Source organism: Schlesneria paludicola DSM 18645, from assembly GCF_000255655.1.
Classification (GTDB): Bacteria; Planctomycetota; Planctomycetia; order Planctomycetales; family Planctomycetaceae; genus Schlesneria; species Schlesneria paludicola.
On sequence record NZ_JH636434.1, the window covers coordinates 283,671 to 300,396 of the forward strand.

14 protein-coding genes are annotated in these 16,726 nt (G+C 55.6%); 8 read left to right on the forward strand and 6 right to left on the reverse strand.

The window, feature by feature from the left end:
* Nucleotides 1-278: 278 nt before the first annotated feature.
* The 3 genes from OSO_RS0101450 to OSO_RS0101460 form a co-directional block, all read right to left on the reverse strand.
* Nucleotides 279-785, reverse strand: a complete 507-nt coding sequence (locus OSO_RS0101450) for a hypothetical protein (protein ID WP_010581806.1) — start codon at nucleotides 783-785, stop codon at nucleotides 279-281.
* 133 nt (nucleotides 786-918) lie between these two features.
* The gene (gene argH, locus OSO_RS0101455) at nucleotides 919-2,316 is read right to left on the reverse strand and encodes an argininosuccinate lyase (protein ID WP_010581807.1); all 1,398 of its coding nucleotides are present in this window, start codon (nucleotides 2,314-2,316) and stop codon (nucleotides 919-921) included.
* A gap of 37 nt (nucleotides 2,317-2,353) precedes the next feature.
* A complete protein-coding gene (locus OSO_RS0101460) occupies nucleotides 2,354-3,421 on the reverse strand; it encodes a sialidase family protein (RefSeq protein WP_063710373.1) in 1,068 nt (355 codons plus the stop codon).
* A gap of 330 nt (nucleotides 3,422-3,751) precedes the next feature.
* Here OSO_RS0101460 and OSO_RS0101465 point away from each other — a divergent pair, with 330 nt between their 5' ends.
* From OSO_RS0101465 to OSO_RS51675, 3 genes are all read left to right on the forward strand, one after another.
* Nucleotides 3,752-5,401, forward strand: coding sequence for an SLC13 family permease (locus OSO_RS0101465; protein WP_157604936.1), 1,650 nt, complete (start codon nucleotides 3,752-3,754; stop codon nucleotides 5,399-5,401).
* Nucleotides 5,402-5,616: 215 nt separating this feature from the next.
* Nucleotides 5,617-5,778 carry a hypothetical protein gene (locus tag OSO_RS50545; RefSeq protein WP_157604938.1) on the forward strand — a complete coding sequence of 54 codons (162 nt, stop codon included), beginning with the start codon at nucleotides 5,617-5,619 and terminating at the stop codon, nucleotides 5,776-5,778.
* Between the two features lie 14 nt (nucleotides 5,779-5,792).
* On the forward strand, nucleotides 5,793-6,593 hold the full coding sequence (locus OSO_RS51675) for a hypothetical protein (protein ID WP_202799916.1): 801 nt from the start codon (nucleotides 5,793-5,795) through the stop codon (nucleotides 6,591-6,593).
* Nucleotides 6,594-6,700: 107 nt separating this feature from the next.
* Here OSO_RS51675 and OSO_RS0101490 read toward each other — a convergent pair whose 3' ends face one another.
* On the reverse strand, nucleotides 6,701-7,054 hold the full coding sequence (locus OSO_RS0101490; protein ID WP_050985972.1) for a transposase: 354 nt from the start codon (nucleotides 7,052-7,054) through the stop codon (nucleotides 6,701-6,703).
* A gap of 182 nt (nucleotides 7,055-7,236) precedes the next feature.
* Complete coding sequence (locus OSO_RS0101495) at nucleotides 7,237-9,948, reverse strand: M16 family metallopeptidase (protein ID WP_010581813.1); 2,712 nt, start codon at nucleotides 9,946-9,948, stop codon at nucleotides 7,237-7,239.
* Between the two features lie 211 nt (nucleotides 9,949-10,159).
* Between OSO_RS0101495 and OSO_RS0101500 the strand changes: the two genes are divergently transcribed.
* The 5 genes from OSO_RS0101500 (at nucleotide 10,160) to OSO_RS47310 (ending at nucleotide 15,636) form a co-directional block, all read left to right on the forward strand.
* Entirely contained in the window at nucleotides 10,160-11,914 is a 1,755-nt protein-coding gene (locus OSO_RS0101500) for a sensor histidine kinase (RefSeq protein WP_157604940.1), read from the forward strand.
* A 41-nt stretch (nucleotides 11,915-11,955) separates the two neighbouring features.
* On the forward strand, nucleotides 11,956-13,026 hold the full coding sequence (gene queA / locus OSO_RS0101505) for a tRNA preQ1(34) S-adenosylmethionine ribosyltransferase-isomerase QueA (RefSeq protein WP_029246535.1): 1,071 nt from the start codon (nucleotides 11,956-11,958) through the stop codon (nucleotides 13,024-13,026).
* Between the two features lie 420 nt (nucleotides 13,027-13,446).
* On the forward strand, nucleotides 13,447-13,839 hold the full coding sequence (hisI, locus tag OSO_RS0101510) for a phosphoribosyl-AMP cyclohydrolase (RefSeq protein WP_010581816.1): 393 nt from the start codon (nucleotides 13,447-13,449) through the stop codon (nucleotides 13,837-13,839).
* Nucleotides 13,840-13,975: 136 nt separating this feature from the next.
* Nucleotides 13,976-14,854 (forward strand): ATP phosphoribosyltransferase, encoded by an 879-nt coding sequence (hisG, locus tag OSO_RS0101515; protein WP_010581817.1) that lies wholly within the window; start codon nucleotides 13,976-13,978, stop codon nucleotides 14,852-14,854.
* Between the two features lie 65 nt (nucleotides 14,855-14,919).
* Nucleotides 14,920-15,636 (forward strand): guanyl-specific ribonuclease, encoded by a 717-nt coding sequence (locus OSO_RS47310; RefSeq protein WP_010581818.1) that lies wholly within the window; start codon nucleotides 14,920-14,922, stop codon nucleotides 15,634-15,636.
* A 68-nt stretch (nucleotides 15,637-15,704) separates the two neighbouring features.
* On the opposite strand, the gene folD is transcribed toward OSO_RS47310, so the two are convergent.
* Nucleotides 15,705-16,571: a bifunctional methylenetetrahydrofolate dehydrogenase/methenyltetrahydrofolate cyclohydrolase FolD gene (gene folD, locus OSO_RS0101525; protein WP_010581819.1), complete on the reverse strand. Its 867-nt coding sequence runs from the start codon at nucleotides 16,569-16,571 to the stop codon at nucleotides 15,705-15,707.
* Between the last annotated feature and the right edge of the window lie 155 nt (nucleotides 16,572-16,726).

Genomic DNA, 16,726 nt, shown 5'->3' on the forward strand with positions numbered 1-16,726 from the left:
CTCCAAACCACGGTCGAAATTGCGCGAAACCGCCCGAGACTACCAAACACCACCAGAGATTCAAGGTTCGCGGAAAGAGTTCGATCGCATTTCCCGAATTCTGCCCTGAATTCGCGAGTTTCCCATCCAAGATCGGTTTACGATTTTGAAAGTTCACGTCGGAATTCGTGCTCACGCGTCAAACTTGCACCGCAATCTGCGACAACACGATTCGAAAAATGCGTCGACCAGGTCCGCATTTGAAATGGCGTGTCACCGTCGCTTCACCGCAACGTCGGTTACCAAAGTTTCGTCCGTAAGACTTTCAGGACGACGCTCCGTTTTTCGAAGTCCAGAAACGAGGGAACTTGTTGCGGGTCAGCCTTCGTTTCTACGGTCACCTGCCGCAGTAGATTGCCGATGCGCGCGACGGGATAGACGACGGCGATTTCATCGAATGACACGGCCGTTAAGGGAATACATTTTCCAAAACGTTCGTGCGCTCCGCCGCTTGCGTCTTCAAGCGGATCCCGGTCATGGGGTGTCTTGTCCATCATGCCAGTCACGAACTCTTCGAGAAAATCGCCAAAGTCGTGAATGGCGCCGCGTTCTGTGCGTCGACTGGGTTCCCGCAGGTCAACCATTCTCGCGTTGATCAAAAGGCAGGTGTCGTTGAAAGGTTCGTTGATCGACTGATTGACGTAACCCGCGCACGCGTAACCGTTTTTCAACAGGCACGCGACGGGAATGTACTCCGTGCCATCCGACTTGCTGCCGATCAACTTCAAGAATTCGTCGCGTTGCATGATCCGCTCCGGAACAGGCCGATCTGCGGTTGATCAAGAGAGCCCCGATCGAGATGTCCCGCAGAGTCGACAAGCTTCCAGTACAGTACGCATCAACACCAGTTTGTGTTTGGTGGTTCTCGATCAATCCATTTCAGGATTGCAGTCGGCTCTTCCACGATGCGACCCGCTCAAGGACCGGATTTCGTCCGCCACTACCGAAGCTGCTGAGCCGAGCCACAACATTTCGTACGCCGACGTAGTTGGAAACGTCTGCCTCGATTTTGTCACAGGCCACTTGAAGTTCCGGCAAACTGAGTTCAGCCAGTTTGCATCCCTTGGATTCGCAAAGTCGGACGAGCTTTCCGACCACTTCGTGTCCCGTCCGCATCGGGACGCCGCGGCTGATCAGATATTCCATCAGCGTCGTGGCGTCGAGAAAGCCCTCCTCCAGGCGGGCATTGATCGATTCAAGCTGCAATTTCGCCCTGCGGACGACGCGCGGTGCCAGTTCGACACAGGCGTAAACGGTATCAAAGGCATCAAAGAAGGCGAGTTTGTCTTCCTGCAGGTCGCGGTTGTAGGCGAGGGGAAGACCCTTCAGCAGCGTCAGGATCTGGGTGACGTCGGCGATCACGCGTGCCGATTTGCCGCGAATCAGTTCCAGCACATCCGGATTGCGTTTTTGCGGCATGATTGACGAGCCGGTCGTATACGCATCGGGCAGTTTAAGGAATCCGAATTCCGTGGTGCACCACAGGATCCATTCTTCGGCCCAACCACTCAGATGGACGGCAATCAAGGACATATCGAAAATGGCTTCTGCCAGAAAATCGCGATCGCTTGAGACATCCAGACTGTTAGCTGCGACCGCAGGTGACAAATCGTCGGCCACAAACCCCAACAATTGGGCGGATTCGTGGCGGTCGATTGGCAACGAGGTGCCCGCAAGAGCCGCGGCCCCCAGCGGAAGCACATTGACGCGTTTCAGGCAGTCGGCCAGGCGATCACGGTCTCGCTGAAATTTCTCACAATAGGCAAGCCAGTAGTGTGCGGCCATGACGGGCTGAGCACGCTGCAGATGCGTGAATCCTGGCAAGACGACGTCTGCGTCGCCATCACAGCGATCCACGAACGCCCGCTGAAGTTCGAGCAGCAATTGATCGAGTTGTGTGAGACACTCGCGCACGTACAGCTTCAGATCTGTGGAAACCTGGTCGTTCCGGCTGCGACCTGTATGCAACTTGCGACCGACGTCACCGATCCTTTGGATCAGCGCCGATTCGATATGCATATGGATATCTTCAAGCTCTGTCTTCCACTCCATTTCACCGCGAGCGATCTCACCACCGATCGTGTCCAGAGTGGCAACGATCAACTGGCATTCTTGCTCGGACAAGAGTCCGACCTTTGTCAGCATTCGCGCATGGGCTTGCGACCCGCGGATATCGACCGGAGCAAGACGATGATCAAACGAGATCGATTCCGTAAATTTTTCGACGAGCGGGTCGGTCTTTTCGTCGAAAGCACCGCCCCAAGGTTTTGCGGACAAGTCAGTTTCCTGCAGTTCAAAAGTGGATTGAAGACGCTTACTTGATGTCGGATTCGTCCAGAACAAAATGGTTTACGACCGTACGCTTTTGCGAAGTATAGACGCCATTGATGCGACCATCGGCCGTCTGGATGATAAACGGATAACCCTGTTCATCATCGGGGGTATTCACAATATCGCGAGCCGCCGGCCAGGTTTGGCCCTGATCGGTCGAAACACGCATGGTCAGCGGATTTCGTTTCGCCTGGTTGCTGTTGTTGTAAATCATGACGAGGTGACCATTTTTCAGTTTGATCAGATCGACGGCCGAATTGGGGTTGGGGAAGCTCGTGTCTTCGCCGAGCGCCCAGGTTTTTCCACCGTCTCGCGATTCGGTGCGGACGATGAAACCATCAAGCAATGGCCCATAGATGCCACCTCGACGGCAGAATGCAATCAACTTGTTTTGATCAAGCTGGACGACCGAAGGCTGGATGTTGCCGATTCGCGAATGGACCTTGTTTGTGAAGCTCCATTCCTTCGTTTTCTTATGATACCGCGCAAAAAGCGAGGAACTTTGAGCACCGATGGCTTTCGCGTCAGTGCCCTTTTCCTGGTAGATCGGAACGAGAAAATCACCATCGAACAATTGAATCGGCTGTGAACGGACCATCATGCCACGTTCGAACGTCAGCATTTCGGAATCGGTCCAGGTATGACCATTGTCGTGTGAATACTTGTACTTAATCACCGAATCGGCCCAGGTTTTGCCATATCGGCAGACGTAGAACAACCAGGTTGCTCCGCCGGGTTCTTGCCAGATGACGCCATTGCCGTCGGCGCGATCGGGGGTGTCCGCAATCGTCGTCGGCAGGGACCACGAGGTCTTCCCTTTTTCGCGTCGCGAACCGAATACCGCGGTATCGCCCTTGTATTCGCCTTCGCCGCCATAGTAGGCGATGTACAAGTCGCCATTCGCCAGTTCCCCGATGCTTGCCGGGTGCTTGTATTCCCCACCCGGTATGTCCGGGCCGAAGACTTTCTCGATCGTCAGCTCGGCACGAACGGAGCTCGTCGCAACGAGGAGTGCCATGCACAGCGATGCGTTAAAAACTCGGTAAATCATAGACATTGTGCCAAAGATGCAGGGGGATGACGGCAATGAATTCACGATGAAAAGATCGCGCGACTGAGCCTAAACCGTTGATCGCGACAAGTCTAGTTTGCGATCAAGGAAATCGTTGGGCGGCATGCGATTGCCCTTGCTCGCAGCACTGTTGCCACCTGACTTTGGGTAACGGAGGTCTTGGGATTGAAGCCGAACGTTTCATTTCGAGTGAAGTGGCGATGCACATTTGAATGCCTTACTCTTTCCGCCTTCGACCGCGAATACGGTGCTGAATACAAGGGATCAGCGTTTGTCGACAGGAGTTCGGCAAGCAAAGTGGGGGCTACGATGTCTTTGGATGAACTCAATTCGGACGCCAATGCGCCGGATCAAACCCGCGGCGATTCGAGCGGTGAAGAGGCGAATCCCGGTTTGCTGGGCGTGATGGGCCGGATCATGGGGCCCGCCATCGCTGCCCTGATCCTACTTACCCCGTCGCCCGAGGGGTTGGCTCCGTCGGCGCAACGCCTTTTGGCGGTCACCATCTGGATGGCGATCTGGTGGGTCACGCAGGCCATTCCGATTGCGGCGACCAGCCTGATGCCGTTGGCAATGTTTCCCTTGCTAGGGATTCAGTCGGCCAAGACCGTCGGGCAGTCTTATCTCGGTGACACCTCATTTCTATATCTGGGGGGATTCATGATCGCCCTGGGGATCGAACGCTGGAATCTGCATCGCCGCCTCGCCTTGTTGACGGTGTCTGCCACGGGAACGAGTCCACGTCGAATTGTGCTGGGATTCATGCTGGCGACCTTTAGCCTGTCAATGTGGATTAGTAATACCGCGACGACTCTGCTGATGCTTCCCATCGCCGTGGCACTGTTGAACACGCTTGAACAACGCTCCGTCAGTTCGCGTTCTTCCGCCAAGGGCGTTCCCGCGTCAGTCGATCCGCAGTTTGCGCATCTCGCGACTTCACTCACTCTGGGAATTGCTTATGCCGCCAGTATTGGCGGACTGGCAACACTTGTCGGGACACCGACGAATTTGGCGTTTGTTGAGATCTGGAACAAATCGATTCCGGGCCAACCCGCTGTGTCTGCATCGCAATGGATGCTGACGTGGACTCCCTTCGGGATCGTCTTCTTGATTTGCGCGTGGCAGGTGCTGGTATGGGGGCTCAAGCCTCCGGTCGGGTTTGAACGCTTCGACCGAAAGTATTTTCGAGACCAACTGCGTGACCTTGGGGCAATGTCTTTCGCCGAAATTGTGATGCTAATCCTATTTGCCGTGACAGCGATGCTCTGGCTCTTTCGGACCGACTTCACCTTTGGCGACGTCGTTCTGGTTCGCGGTTGGGGAGGGACCGTCGGTCGATGGCTGATTTCGCTGGGCGTACCGAAAGAAAAGTCTCTGGAATTCGTCAGCGACGCGACGGTGGCGATGGTCATCTCGATCCTCATGTTTGTGATTCCGGTCCGCCGAGCGCGCACAGGTTCACCGCAATACCTGATGGACTGGGCGACGACATCGCGAATTCCCTGGGGAATTCTGCTGTTGTTTGGCGGAGGCTTCGCAATTGCAGGTGCGTTCGAGTCGACAAAGCTCTCGGAATGGGTGGGTGGTGGATTCAAAACGGTAGGTGCCGGTCAGCCAACCTGGGTCTTGATTGCGGCGGTGTGTACGTTGCTGACGTTCCTCACGGAATTTACCTCCAACGTCGCGACGGTGAACACGGTTCTGCCAATCATCGCGGCGGCGTCACTCGCACTCGAGATTGATCCTCGGCTGCTGATGATCCCGGCGACAATCTCGGCCAGTTGCGCGTTCATGCTGCCGATTGGAACTCCGCCCAATGCGATCGTGTTCGCGACGGGCCGAATCAAAATGAGCCAGATGGCAAGCTACGGATTGATTCTGAATCTCCTAGGAATTGTGCTCGCCGTGGCGGCGGTCTATGGGCTGATGATCCCTCAACTTGGGATTCAAGTGAAGTAATGCTTGCCGCTAGACAGTAGGGTTTGCTGTGTTTCTCGAGAGAAATTCGAGCTTTTTGTGGTTTGGTGCCATCACAGCGGGCTTGGGCCGGGCGTACGGATTGGGGCAAAAAACGAGAATTGCAGCCATCGATCCGCAGATTCACGGTTGATTGCCGGCAATTGCACTCTGAAAATTTCGAAAGTGACGCAACCTTTTGCCAATCACGCGAATAATTGATTCGGCGGTTGGGAAAAGTGCTGACTGTCGTCAGCCTGGGGCTTGCCTGCGATACCTATGAGTCGGCAAGTGGGTTAACAAACGCCATCGTCGCAATCGTGCTGCTTCGAGACAACCATCGATGCGAAGAGCTGGCGACAAACGTCGTGGGAACATGAGGAGAAGAATCGTGATGAACTTGAAGTCCGCGAAATGGGTGTTGGCAGTGACGTGTCTTCTTGCGATGAGCACGAGTGGTGCTGTGTTCGCGCATGGAGGCGGCGGGCATGGTGGTGGTGGCGGACACGGAGGAGGAGGTCATGGCGGAGGTGGTGGCGGCTATCATGGCGGCGGAGGATACCACGGAGGTGGTGGGTATCATGGCGGCGGTGGATATCATGGCGGGTATGGCGGCGGTTACTACGGCGGATATGGTGGTGGCTATGGATACGGCCTGGGGCTGGGATATGGACTAGGATACGGTTTGGGATCTGGCGGCTACTACGGTGGTTACCCCTATGGAAACTACGGGTACAGCGGCTATTCCGGGTACTACGCTCCAAACTATTACAACTACAGCACGCCCGTTTATTCGAACTCAATCTACACCGGCAGTTCGCCAGTCATTACGTCGCCACAGATGATTCAGTCCACTCCGCAAGTGACGTATGACAACGGCGAGATCGTCGTTTTCAGTCCGCCGACGAATACCCAGGTCATCCAGTACACGCTGAATGGAATGTCGTACTCGATGAAGCCAGGTACCGTTCAACGCTTTCGAAACGATCGCTCCTGGGTGGTGCAGTTCAACGATGGCAATGGTCAAACGTTACAGTACACACTGTCCACCGGAAACTACAAATTCAAGCCGATGGGAACGGGCATGGGCTTGTTTGGAACGCAAGATCTGCCGGAATCTACAACGGTCGTGACGCCGGCCCCTGGTAACGCGACGCCGACTCCCACGCCGCCTGCTCCGGCACCGATGCCATAATCGAGGATAAGGCGATCTTCAAATTGAAAGGCCGTGACACGCGCTGGGCGAGTCACGGTCTTTCTTACTTTGACGCGACAATTCGAAGTGTCTAGAGCGTTTCCTCGTTAGTCGTAGCGGTATCCGCAGTGCTTAAAGTCCCCTCTGCACTCTTGCTCAGAGAAGAAATCGAGAATCTTTCCACAGAGTTTTGTGAGCTTTTCGGTTGTGCGTTCCGCCCCATCTCTGAGCAATTTTTTTAGCTTGAAAAACGCGAGCTCAATCGGGTTGAGATCGGGGGAATACGTGGGCATATAGCGGAGTTCCGCACCAGCAGCCTGGATCGCACTATGAATGCCGACCACCTTGTGGCTGGAGAGGTTGTCCATCACGACAATGTCACCTGGAGAAAGCGTCGGGACCAGGTGTTGCTCAACCCAAGCGCGAAAAATATCCCCATTGAACCAGAAAAACGGTGTCAGGAACCTTTTTCTGGTTCAGAATCTAAAAACGCAAAGAAGGGCTGCTGAACGAGGAATTCGATCGCACCAGCGTTTCTGACAGAAATCGATATGAAGGGCTCAATGAAAGAGTCCGTGACGTACGCAGGGCATGTCACGGACTCTTTGTAATTAAGTGAGGATTTCAGGAATTCTTCGTGAGTCTACTTCTTTAGATCGCCAGCAATCGCGTTGACGAGCTTTCCGGCGTTGATGTGTTTTTGGAGCGCTTCGATCACGTCGTTTCGCTTGAGGGCCAAGATCTTTGCCTCGAGCTTCGCCTGGTGTTCTAGCGTCCTACCCAAAAGCAATGCGTTGGCGAGGATGCCGGTCAACTTGGCGTCGTCGCCTCGATCGGCTTCTTGACTTTTCACCCAACCCTCTTGAGAGTCTGACAATTCACTGTCGGTTGGACCATCTTTCAGCAGCCGTTCAATTTCCTCACGGGCCAGAGTGACCACCTTTTCGACGTTCATCGGATTGCAAATCGCGTACACGGTCAACGTGGATCGTTGATCCAAGGCACTCGAGCGGAATCCCGTGCCGACTCCATAAGACAATCCCTCTTTCTCGCGGATGCGGCTCATCAGGCGCGAGGCGAATCCGCTGCCGCCCAGGATTTCATTACCGACGATCAAACCGGGATAGTCCGGGTGATCATCACGGAGTGGCATCAGCAGTCCCGCGAAGTAAATTGCGTTGGCTTTGTCAGGCGTGTTGATGCGGATCATTTCCGGTTTGGGTTGCGGGTCACCCTTACGTGCAATTCGCTCGTAGGGTTTCTTCGACTTCCAACCGGCGAGTGTCGCCGTCATCACCTTTTTCACTTCTTCTTCGTCAAAGTCGCCGACAAGGACGAGTTCGCCTGCCTGAGCGGAAACGAACTCTTCATAAACCTTCTTGATTGCTGCGACGTCGAGCTTTTTCACAAGGGCCAATTCGTCGACGAAGCTTGGCAGGTGGCGAACGTCACCCGCAGGATAGGGGCTAAGTTTTTGCTGAATCGCACGTGGGGCCAACGCCTGAGGCTCGGCTGTTTGTTCTTCCAATTCACCTGTTCGGCGCTGCTTGAGGATCTCAAATTCCTCTGTGGACAGCGCTGGTTCGCGTAGAATCTGTTGCAAAAGTTCCAACGCGGGGATCAGGTTTTCACGTTTCGATTGAATGGCGAATGTGGCCTCGCCCGCCCCACCGCTGGCAATGAGGGTCGTTTGCAGTTCATCGAGCTTATCGGCGACCTGTTCGCTGGTCAGTTTCTTGGTGGCTCGCGCCATGAGTTGCGGAAGGAACTCACAGGCCTCGGACATGCCGAACAGCGATTCTGCGGTTCCGTATCGCAGACGCAACTGTAACGAGACGGTGTTGCCTCGTGTTTTCTTCGGAAGCAAAGCGACCTTGACGCCTTCGATTGTCGAGCGTTTCACACGGGCTTCGATGGCGGCGGGTGAGGCATCAAACGCCTCAACTGCAGCAGACTCTTCACGTCCTTTGTAGTCTTTGACGAGCGCCGCGATATCAGGAGGACTCGCGATCGGAGTGCGTTGTGGCTGCTGTGTCGGAACATAGATTCCGACGGTGCGGTTGCTGGTTTGCAGATACTTCTTCGCGACTCGATTCACATCGTCGACGGTCACCTTGGCAATCCGGTCGCGGTTCAGGAAGAACAGTCGCCAATCCCCTGCCGCCGTCGATTCGGCAAGTTCGACCATCAGTCGCGGGGTGTCCGAACTGATTTGGTCGATGTACTTCTGGAACTGAAGCTTGGCGCGAGCGACTTCGGCTTCGGTGATCCCGCCACTGACGACCTCTTCGATCGTATCGATGATTCCTTCGGCTACGGAATTCGTTTCGTTTCCGGGAACGACTTCCGCAGAGATGTACATGGCGCTCGGGTCATGCCAGGCATAGGCCATTCCTTGAACTTTCGCGGCGCGTCGCCGCTCGACCAGTGACTTGTAGAGTCGGCCCGTTTTGTCGGCGGTGAGCGTCGCTTCCAGAACCGCGACGGCCGCGAATTCGTCATCGGACGCGGCGGGAATGTGATAGACTACACCTGCGACGGCCACGTTGCCGACGCGCCGCAGCGTCACGAGCCGCTCGCCATCCTGGGCCGGTTCTTCGGTGTATGTCGAACGAATTGGCTCACTGGGGCGGGCCAACGGACCAAAGTACTTCTGGACGAGCGCCAGCGCTTTGTCTTCTTCCAGGCGGCCACCCACGAACAAGACGACATTGTCGGGGCGATAGTACTTTTTGTAGAACGCGCGAAGGTTGTCGACCGGAACGCGTTCGATGTCTGCGCGATTGCCGATCGTCGATTTTCCATAGTTGTGCCACTCATACGCGGTGGCAAACATGCGTTGTTCGAGAATCATCGCGGCGTTATTTTCGCCCATCTCGAATTCATTGCGAACAACCGTCATTTCGCTGGCCAGGTCTTCGGCCTTGATGGGGCAATTTACCAGTCGATCGGCTTCCCAGGCGATGGCCCATTCCAGGTTCTCGTCGCTGGCGGGCAGTGTTTCATAGTAATTGGTGCGATCGACCCAGGTCGTTCCGTTGTATTTCGCCCCGCGCGCTTCGAGTTCTTGATCGGGACGGGGGTGGGTGGGGGTGGGCTTGAACAGCATATGCTCAAGTAGGTGTGCCATCCCGGCTTCGCCGTATCCTTCGTGGCGCGAGCCCACCAGGATCGTCATATTGACAGTGATCTTGGCTTTCGACGGTTCGGGGAAAATCACGACTCGCAAGCCGTTTTCGAGTTGATATTCAGTTAACCCCTCAACCGTGCCTACCTTAACGGGGTCAGCAGCGTTGATTGAGTTCCATCCCAACCCGACGACAGCCAGCAGAGCGAACAACTGGCGATACACCATGAACGACACTCCTTGTTTGTCTGCCAGCCTGTTGAATCAACGTGGCCGGCTCCGCCAATCTCTGGAAACACCAAGAATCCGTACGAGCCCCAGATGCCCACCCAACACTGGTCCGCAGGTGGTTAATCGAAACCGCGTCATCTTCAGTGAACGCCGAAAGGCTACACGCCGTCTGGTGATTCTGAAAGTGATGTGACGCATTCGAGGTTGAGTGAATCACGAATTGGAGTTAACGTTAGTGCAGGGGGGCGACGCACCTGGTGCCGAGCCAGAAGGCAGGGATGCGTTTAGGTTTTCGAACCGAAACGCGGCGGACAAGGACGTCACGTTGATACTGACACGCTCCATTCGGCGAAAGCTGGTAATTGGACTCGCGCTTGTGTTCGCGATGGTCTCACTGCTTTCCATCGCCGGCCTTTCTGCACTCTACGCGTACTGGACGGTCACCGAGAATCTCCGGGTGAGCCGTAACGAGCCCAGAACGGACGAACTGCTGGCAGCGATGGTCGGGCTGAACCAGGCCCTGATTCGCCCGCCAAAGCAGGGCAATCCTCTGACGCCGTTGCCCGCGACGCTGGAGATCGAGCTGAACGAATCGCTTTGGGATGAGCGGCGCGAGAAGGTTCGCACGGAATTGCTCAAGTACTACGATCGACTAGAGCATCCGTACCATTCGTCGGGGCCGCCGATTCCGCATGGCGCCATCATGAGCAAGTTGGACCATATCAGTACGCGACTGTCGCGGTTGGACGAAGCCCGCAAGGCACTGAATGACGCGGGCAAAGTTTTGGGCGAGGGAAACCAAGGACAAGATAAGCATACTGCCCTGCGCAAGCAGCGTGAGTTCATCCTCAAAATCCTGGTCGAGAATGTGCTGCTGCTTGAGACGCTTGTGCAAGATATTCCCAATCCCGGCAGTTCGGTTGATTCGATCTTGCGTGATTCCGATGCGGCCATCAAATGGCGGCTCTGGTTGATTGGTGGCGTCACTCTTACGGTGGCGCTGATTTTCGCGGGGCTGATTTATTGTGGTTACCATTGGATTCTGGTTCCGATTCGTCGACTTCACGATGCCGCGTCGCGCGTGGCCAATGGCAACTACAGCTATCGATTGAAGCTTCGCGGCCGAGACGAGATGGTCGAGCTGGCCGAGATGTTCAATAAAATGACGGAACGATTTCAGTTCGATAAGGGCAAGCTCGATCGAGAAGTGGAAGAACGAAGTCGTCAAATCTTGCGAAGCGAGCGATTGGCTGGAATCGGTTTTTTCGCGTCCGGGGTTGCACACGAAATCAACAACCCGCTGCAGGCGATCGGTGCCGCGGCCGAATCGCTAACAAGTCGGCTACAAGAAGGGTCACTCGGTCAGGAACTTCCCCCTTCTGATCGTGAATTGCTTGCCACCTACTTGGGGATGATCGAACGCGAATCGACACGCTGTCAGCAGATCACGTCGCGCGTCCTTGATTTTGCACGAGGGACCAATGGTCCGAAAACTCGGCAGGACTTGACCAAGATTGTGGCCGAAGTGCTTGATATGGTGACGCATATGAGCAAGTTTGACGGACACACGATCATCTTCGACCGAAGTCGGCCCCATCTGGCGGATGTCAGTGCCGCAGAGATTAAACAGGTCGTGCTGAATCTGGTCGCAAACGGGCTCGAGGCGATCAGCGGCAAGGGCACGATGACAATTCAGATTCTGGAACTGGTGGATGAAGTGGTCATCAGCGTACAAGATAATGGCTGCGGAATGACCGCCTCGGTCATTCAAAACTTGTACGAACCCTTCTTTACTGAAAAGGCCAATGGCAAAGGAACGGGACTGGGGCTTTCGATCACGAATCGAATCGTGAGTGATCATGGCGGTCGAATTGAAGCGACCAGCGAAGGACCGGGGCATGGAAGTACGTTTCGCGTGCACCTGCCACGGTGTGCCAAGCCCGCCAGTTCGTCCGCGGCCTGATCCGTGCCTGGTCCCCGTTTCCGAAGAGCCAAGACGATCTGATGTCTCGTTATGACCTGCTTTCCACGTACGACTATCAGCTACCGGACGACTTTATCGCCAAGGAGCCGCTGGCCGAACGCGATGCGTCGCGGCTAATGGTTGTCGATCGCCAGTCGGGTTCGATCGAACACCGGCGCATTCGTGATTTGCCTGCGCTGCTGTACGCAAACGACTGTCTCGTTCTGAACAATAGTCGTGTCCTGCCGGCACGGCTGTTTGGCGTACGAACCGCCACGGGCGGAAAGTGGGAAGGTCTGTACCTCAGTTCGACCTCGACGGGGTTGTGGCGATTGATCGGCCAAACCCGCGGATATCTTCGCCTTGGAGAAACGATCACGCTTGCGAATGACGGCGGGGAAACGCTGCAGTTGAAGCTGATCGAGAAAGAAGCGGACGGAATCTGTCAGTTCGAGCCACTGCGATGTGAAGGCGTGCTTGAACTGCTGCCACGATTTGGAACCGTTCCATTGCCGCCGTACATGGATCGTAAGCAGGCCACTGCCAACGACTGGGAACGATACCAGACGACGTATGCGCAATGCCCAGGGTCGGTCGCCGCCCCCACAGCGGGACTACACTTCACCCCCGAACTGCTTGACGCTTGCCGTCAAAAGGGAATCGGGCGAGCGGAAGTCACACTGCATGTGGGGATTGGAACGTTTCGGCCGGTTTCGGTCGAAAATCTGACCGAACACCGCATGCACTCGGAATGGTGTGAAGTACCGCAGGAGACAGCCGACACCTTGTCGGCCGCTCGATCCGCTCACGGCCGGATCGTCGCGGTGGGAACGACCAGTTTACGGACGCTGGAATCTGCAATTCCGACAGCAGAAACATCGGCCGTGACCCCATTTCAGGCATGGCAAGGCGAAACGAATCTCTTTGTTCGACCGCCGTATCGCTTTCGCTCGACCGATATCTTGCTGACCAATTTCCATTTACCGAAATCGACGCTGCTGATGCTCGTCGCGGCATTTGGAGGCCTGGATTTGATTCTCGAAGCGTACCGCATTGCAATTGCCGAGCGATATCGCTTCTTCAGTTACGGCGATGCGATGCTGATTGTGTAACGGGGCGCTCAGGCCATTTTTGTCGTCGTAGCAGAAATCGGCGTGACGTGATCCAGAGAACCTGAACCAGGGACGGACTTTGACTGTCCCTGGTCCCACCGACAAGCGGAATTGATATCCGGGCCGACAAACCGCCGGAAAACTTCACCAAAAACCCCGATTGTTCGTGTTCCGCGGATACTTACCAACGTGCTGAAATCTGCTCACTCTCGTGGCTGGCGGTTCGACATCTGCGGGCAACTGGATTACAGTAGAGGTTTCAGAACCAGCTTTTCGACGTATGGACGTTCACAGCCTGTTGAAATAACGGGAACAGGCACCGTGGCGTTCGTGATGTGATGGCGTTTTCGAGTCTGAGCGGAGTCAGTCCCCGTTATTTCAACAGGCTGCGATCGCTTTTTTGATTGACCGAGTTGTCTGATGAATGATGCCAGCGGACCTGATTTTTCAAAATCTGATCTGATCCCCGTGATCGCGCAAGATGACGCGACGGGCGACGTGTTAATGCTCGCTTATATGAATCGCGAAGCGTACGAAGAAACGTTGCGAACCGGGCGGGTTTGTTATTACAGCCGCAGCCGCCAGAAGCTGTGGCGAAAGGGCGAAGAGAGCGGCCATGTTCAGGAATTGAAAGCTCTGTTCTTCGATTGCGACGCCGATACGCTTCTTGCGAAAGTGACGCAAATCGGCGGTGCCGCGTGTCACGAGGGGTACCGTAGTTGCTTCTTTCGCCGGGTTGACCCCCAGACGAATGCGGTCTCCGTCGTCGGAGATCGCGTGTTCGATCCCAAGGCGGTTTACAAGAAATCGTAGGCTGTCCGTGCGAGCCCTCGCACGGTATCACTGTAAGATTGCACCACTCCCATTCCGCGTCGCTGAAGTTGACCAGTGAGTCTGCAGGCTCCCGCAGAATATCTCCTTTTCGCTCCTCTTTCCAAACGAAGCTCCGATGTCTGAAAAGATCCTCAAGCTGGGAATTCCTGCTGGAAATCTCCAGGAAGCCACTGCTGAACTGTTCAAAAAGGCGGGGTACAACATCAAGTTCTCGTCCCGCTCGTACTATCCCGAAATCGACGATAGCGAAATCGAGTGCATGTTGATTCGTGCCCAGGAAATGGCGCGGTATGTCGAACAGGGTGTGCTTGACGCCGGGATTACCGGGTACGACTGGATTCTCGAAAACAATGCGCAGGTCCATCAGGTTTGCGAACTGATGTTTTCAAAGGTCAGTCGCCGCCCAGTCCGCTGGGTTCTGTGCGTCCCGAATGATTCTCCCGTGAAGTCGGTGAAGGATCTTGAAGGAAAACGGATTGCGACCGAAGCGGTTGGAATGACGCGACAGTATCTTGAAAAACACGGTGTCAAAGCACAGGTGGAGTTTTCGTGGGGTGCCACAGAAGTGAAGCCGCCCAAACTGGCGGACGCGATTGTGGAAATCACCGAGACCGGAAATTCGCTGCGTGCGAACAATCTGCGGATCGTCGACGAACTGATGCAAAGCACCACGCGGATGATCGCCAATAACGCCGCATGGGGCGATACGTGGAAACGCGAAAAGCTCGAGAACATTGCACTGATGTTGCAGGGGTGCCTGGCGGCCGAAGGGAAAGTCGGGATCATGATGAATGTTCGGCGCACCGACCTCGCTTCAGTGATTCGCGAGTTGCCCGCGCTGCAGAAACCGACTGTGTCATCGCTTTCCGATCCTGATTGGGTCGACGTCAATACCATTGTCGACGAATCGTTCGTGCGAAAAATTGTCCCACGATTAAAGGCGGCAGGCGCCAGAGGAATCGTAGAATATCCCATCAACAAGATCATTGACTGATCGCACTGCGACGGGATGTCGTAGTGCTTGAAATGCCGTTCTGAGATGCCATGGAGTATCGTCGGATGTCTTTTCAACGATTCTCGTCGCAACGAGCCTCGGGCTTTCGGCTGTCGGATTGGCTGATCGTCATTCTGCTGGTGTCCGTCGCAGGATGGGTCTGGTGGCAGAGCGATCCGTCACCGACGGAAGAACCGAATTCGGAAATTGGATCGATTAACGGTCCGGTCGTTCCGCCCCGAAGTGTGACGCTGCCCGACGAAGACGCGCCGTCTTCCGCAGAAATGCACCCCGACGAGGAATCATCTGGGCGTACGACGACCAATGAGAAGCCAGATGAAGCATCGTCGGACGCCCCGGGGCTTCGGCAACGCGATCGGTCGCATGGACATGCTGACGCGAAGCGCAATGGAACAGAGCATCGAGCCAACAAGCGTGAGCTTCATGCCCGAGAAGGTTCGCTCAAAATCGCCAATCAGACGATTCGCGATCTGTCCGGGCGAATCGTTTTCCGCGGAACCGTCGACCTCAAACCGACGATCGATCGGATCGAACGTGGCGATCCTCATCGGCATCGAAATGATGGCACGATCTTTCAAAACCGCGAGCGACGGATTCCCGCCAAAGGCACGGGCTACTATAAAGAGTATGTCCATCCGACGCCGGGGGAAACGGGGCCGGGACCGCAGCGTGTGATCATTGGACAGGAAGGTGAGATCTGGTACACGCCAGACCACTACCGCACGTTCTATCGCATCAATTCGGGCGAAGACGAACGCTGATACAATGCCGCCTCGCATGGGGACGTCGAGGCGGCGCGAATCGTTTGCGTCGCACTGCTGCAATCGTCTCAGGCATCAGACTGCAGCTTGGCGGCCGTCAGCGTATTCTCAAGCAGCATTGCAATCGTCATTGGACCGACCCCGCCCGGAACGGGAGTAATGGCCGACGCTATCGCGGAAACGGGCTCCCAATCGACATCGCCAACCAGGCGATCTCCCACACGATTGATGCCGACATCAATCACAACGGCACCTGGACGGACCATCTCGGCCGTGACGAACCGAGGCTGTCCAATGGCTGCGATCAGAATGTCGGCCGTCCGTGTGATCTCGGCCAGATTCTTGGTCCGGCTATGACAGATGGTGACCGTGGCGTTGGCGGTTTCCCCCTTTTGCACCAGCATCAGGCTGACCGGCTTGCCGACGATTTCGCTACGTCCCAGAACGACGACATGTGCCCCGTCGACTGTCACATTGGACTCACGCAGCAGCACCTGGACGGCTCGCGGCGTACAGGGTAGGAATCGAGGCCGGCCCTGTGCCATCCGTCCGACATTTTCGGGATGAAAACAGTCGACGTCCTTGATCGGCGACACCGCGTCCAAGACGGTTGTTTCGTCAATGGCTTTTGGCAACGGCAGTTGAACGAGAATTCCGCTGACGGTTTCGTCGGCATTCAGCCGGGCGATCAATTCCAAGAGTTCTTGTTGCGTGGTGGAGTCAGGAAGCCGATGCACGTCGCTGGCGATCCCGACTTTGGAACAGGCTTGTTCCTTGTTTCGGACGTACACGTGACTGGCAGGGTTGTCCCCGACCAGAATTGCGGCCAGCTTGGGAGAACGATTCGCGACATTGCGAAACGCGACGACATCCGCTGCCAGACGTTCGCGAATTGATGCGGCGATGGCTTTGCCATCAATCACTTTTGCGGTCATTGCAATGGGCTCTTTCGATGTTGTCACGGACCTGCAAATTCGTCCGGAGCGCCAGCGAGAGACGATGGGTCACGTGCCCCCCCGCCAGCCCAACGGGGGAGGAAGAACCTGAAGCGTCATTACTTTGTCGTCGGACGTCCCGCACCAGTGGTCCA

Coding starts and splice junctions, on each gene's coding strand:
- OSO_RS0101450 (WP_010581806.1), bottom strand. CDS start 785: ATGCAACGCGACGAATTCTTGAAGTTGATCGGCAGCAAGTCGGATGGC.
- OSO_RS0101460 (WP_063710373.1), bottom strand. CDS start 3,421: ATGATTTACCGAGTTTTTAACGCATCGCTGTGCATGGCACTCCTCGTT.
- OSO_RS0101465 (WP_157604936.1), top strand. CDS start 3,752: ATGTCTTTGGATGAACTCAATTCGGACGCCAATGCGCCGGATCAAACC.
- OSO_RS51675 (WP_202799916.1), top strand. CDS start 5,793: ATGAACTTGAAGTCCGCGAAATGGGTGTTGGCAGTGACGTGTCTTCTT.
- OSO_RS0101495 (WP_010581813.1), bottom strand. CDS start 9,948: ATGGTGTATCGCCAGTTGTTCGCTCTGCTGGCTGTCGTCGGGTTGGGA.
- queA (WP_029246535.1), top strand. CDS start 11,956: ATGTCTCGTTATGACCTGCTTTCCACGTACGACTATCAGCTACCGGAC.
- hisI (WP_010581816.1), top strand. CDS start 13,447: ATGAATGATGCCAGCGGACCTGATTTTTCAAAATCTGATCTGATCCCC.
- hisG (WP_010581817.1), top strand. CDS start 13,976: ATGTCTGAAAAGATCCTCAAGCTGGGAATTCCTGCTGGAAATCTCCAG.
- OSO_RS47310 (WP_010581818.1), top strand. CDS start 14,920: ATGTCTTTTCAACGATTCTCGTCGCAACGAGCCTCGGGCTTTCGGCTG.
- folD (WP_010581819.1), bottom strand. CDS start 16,571: ATGACCGCAAAAGTGATTGATGGCAAAGCCATCGCCGCATCAATTCGC.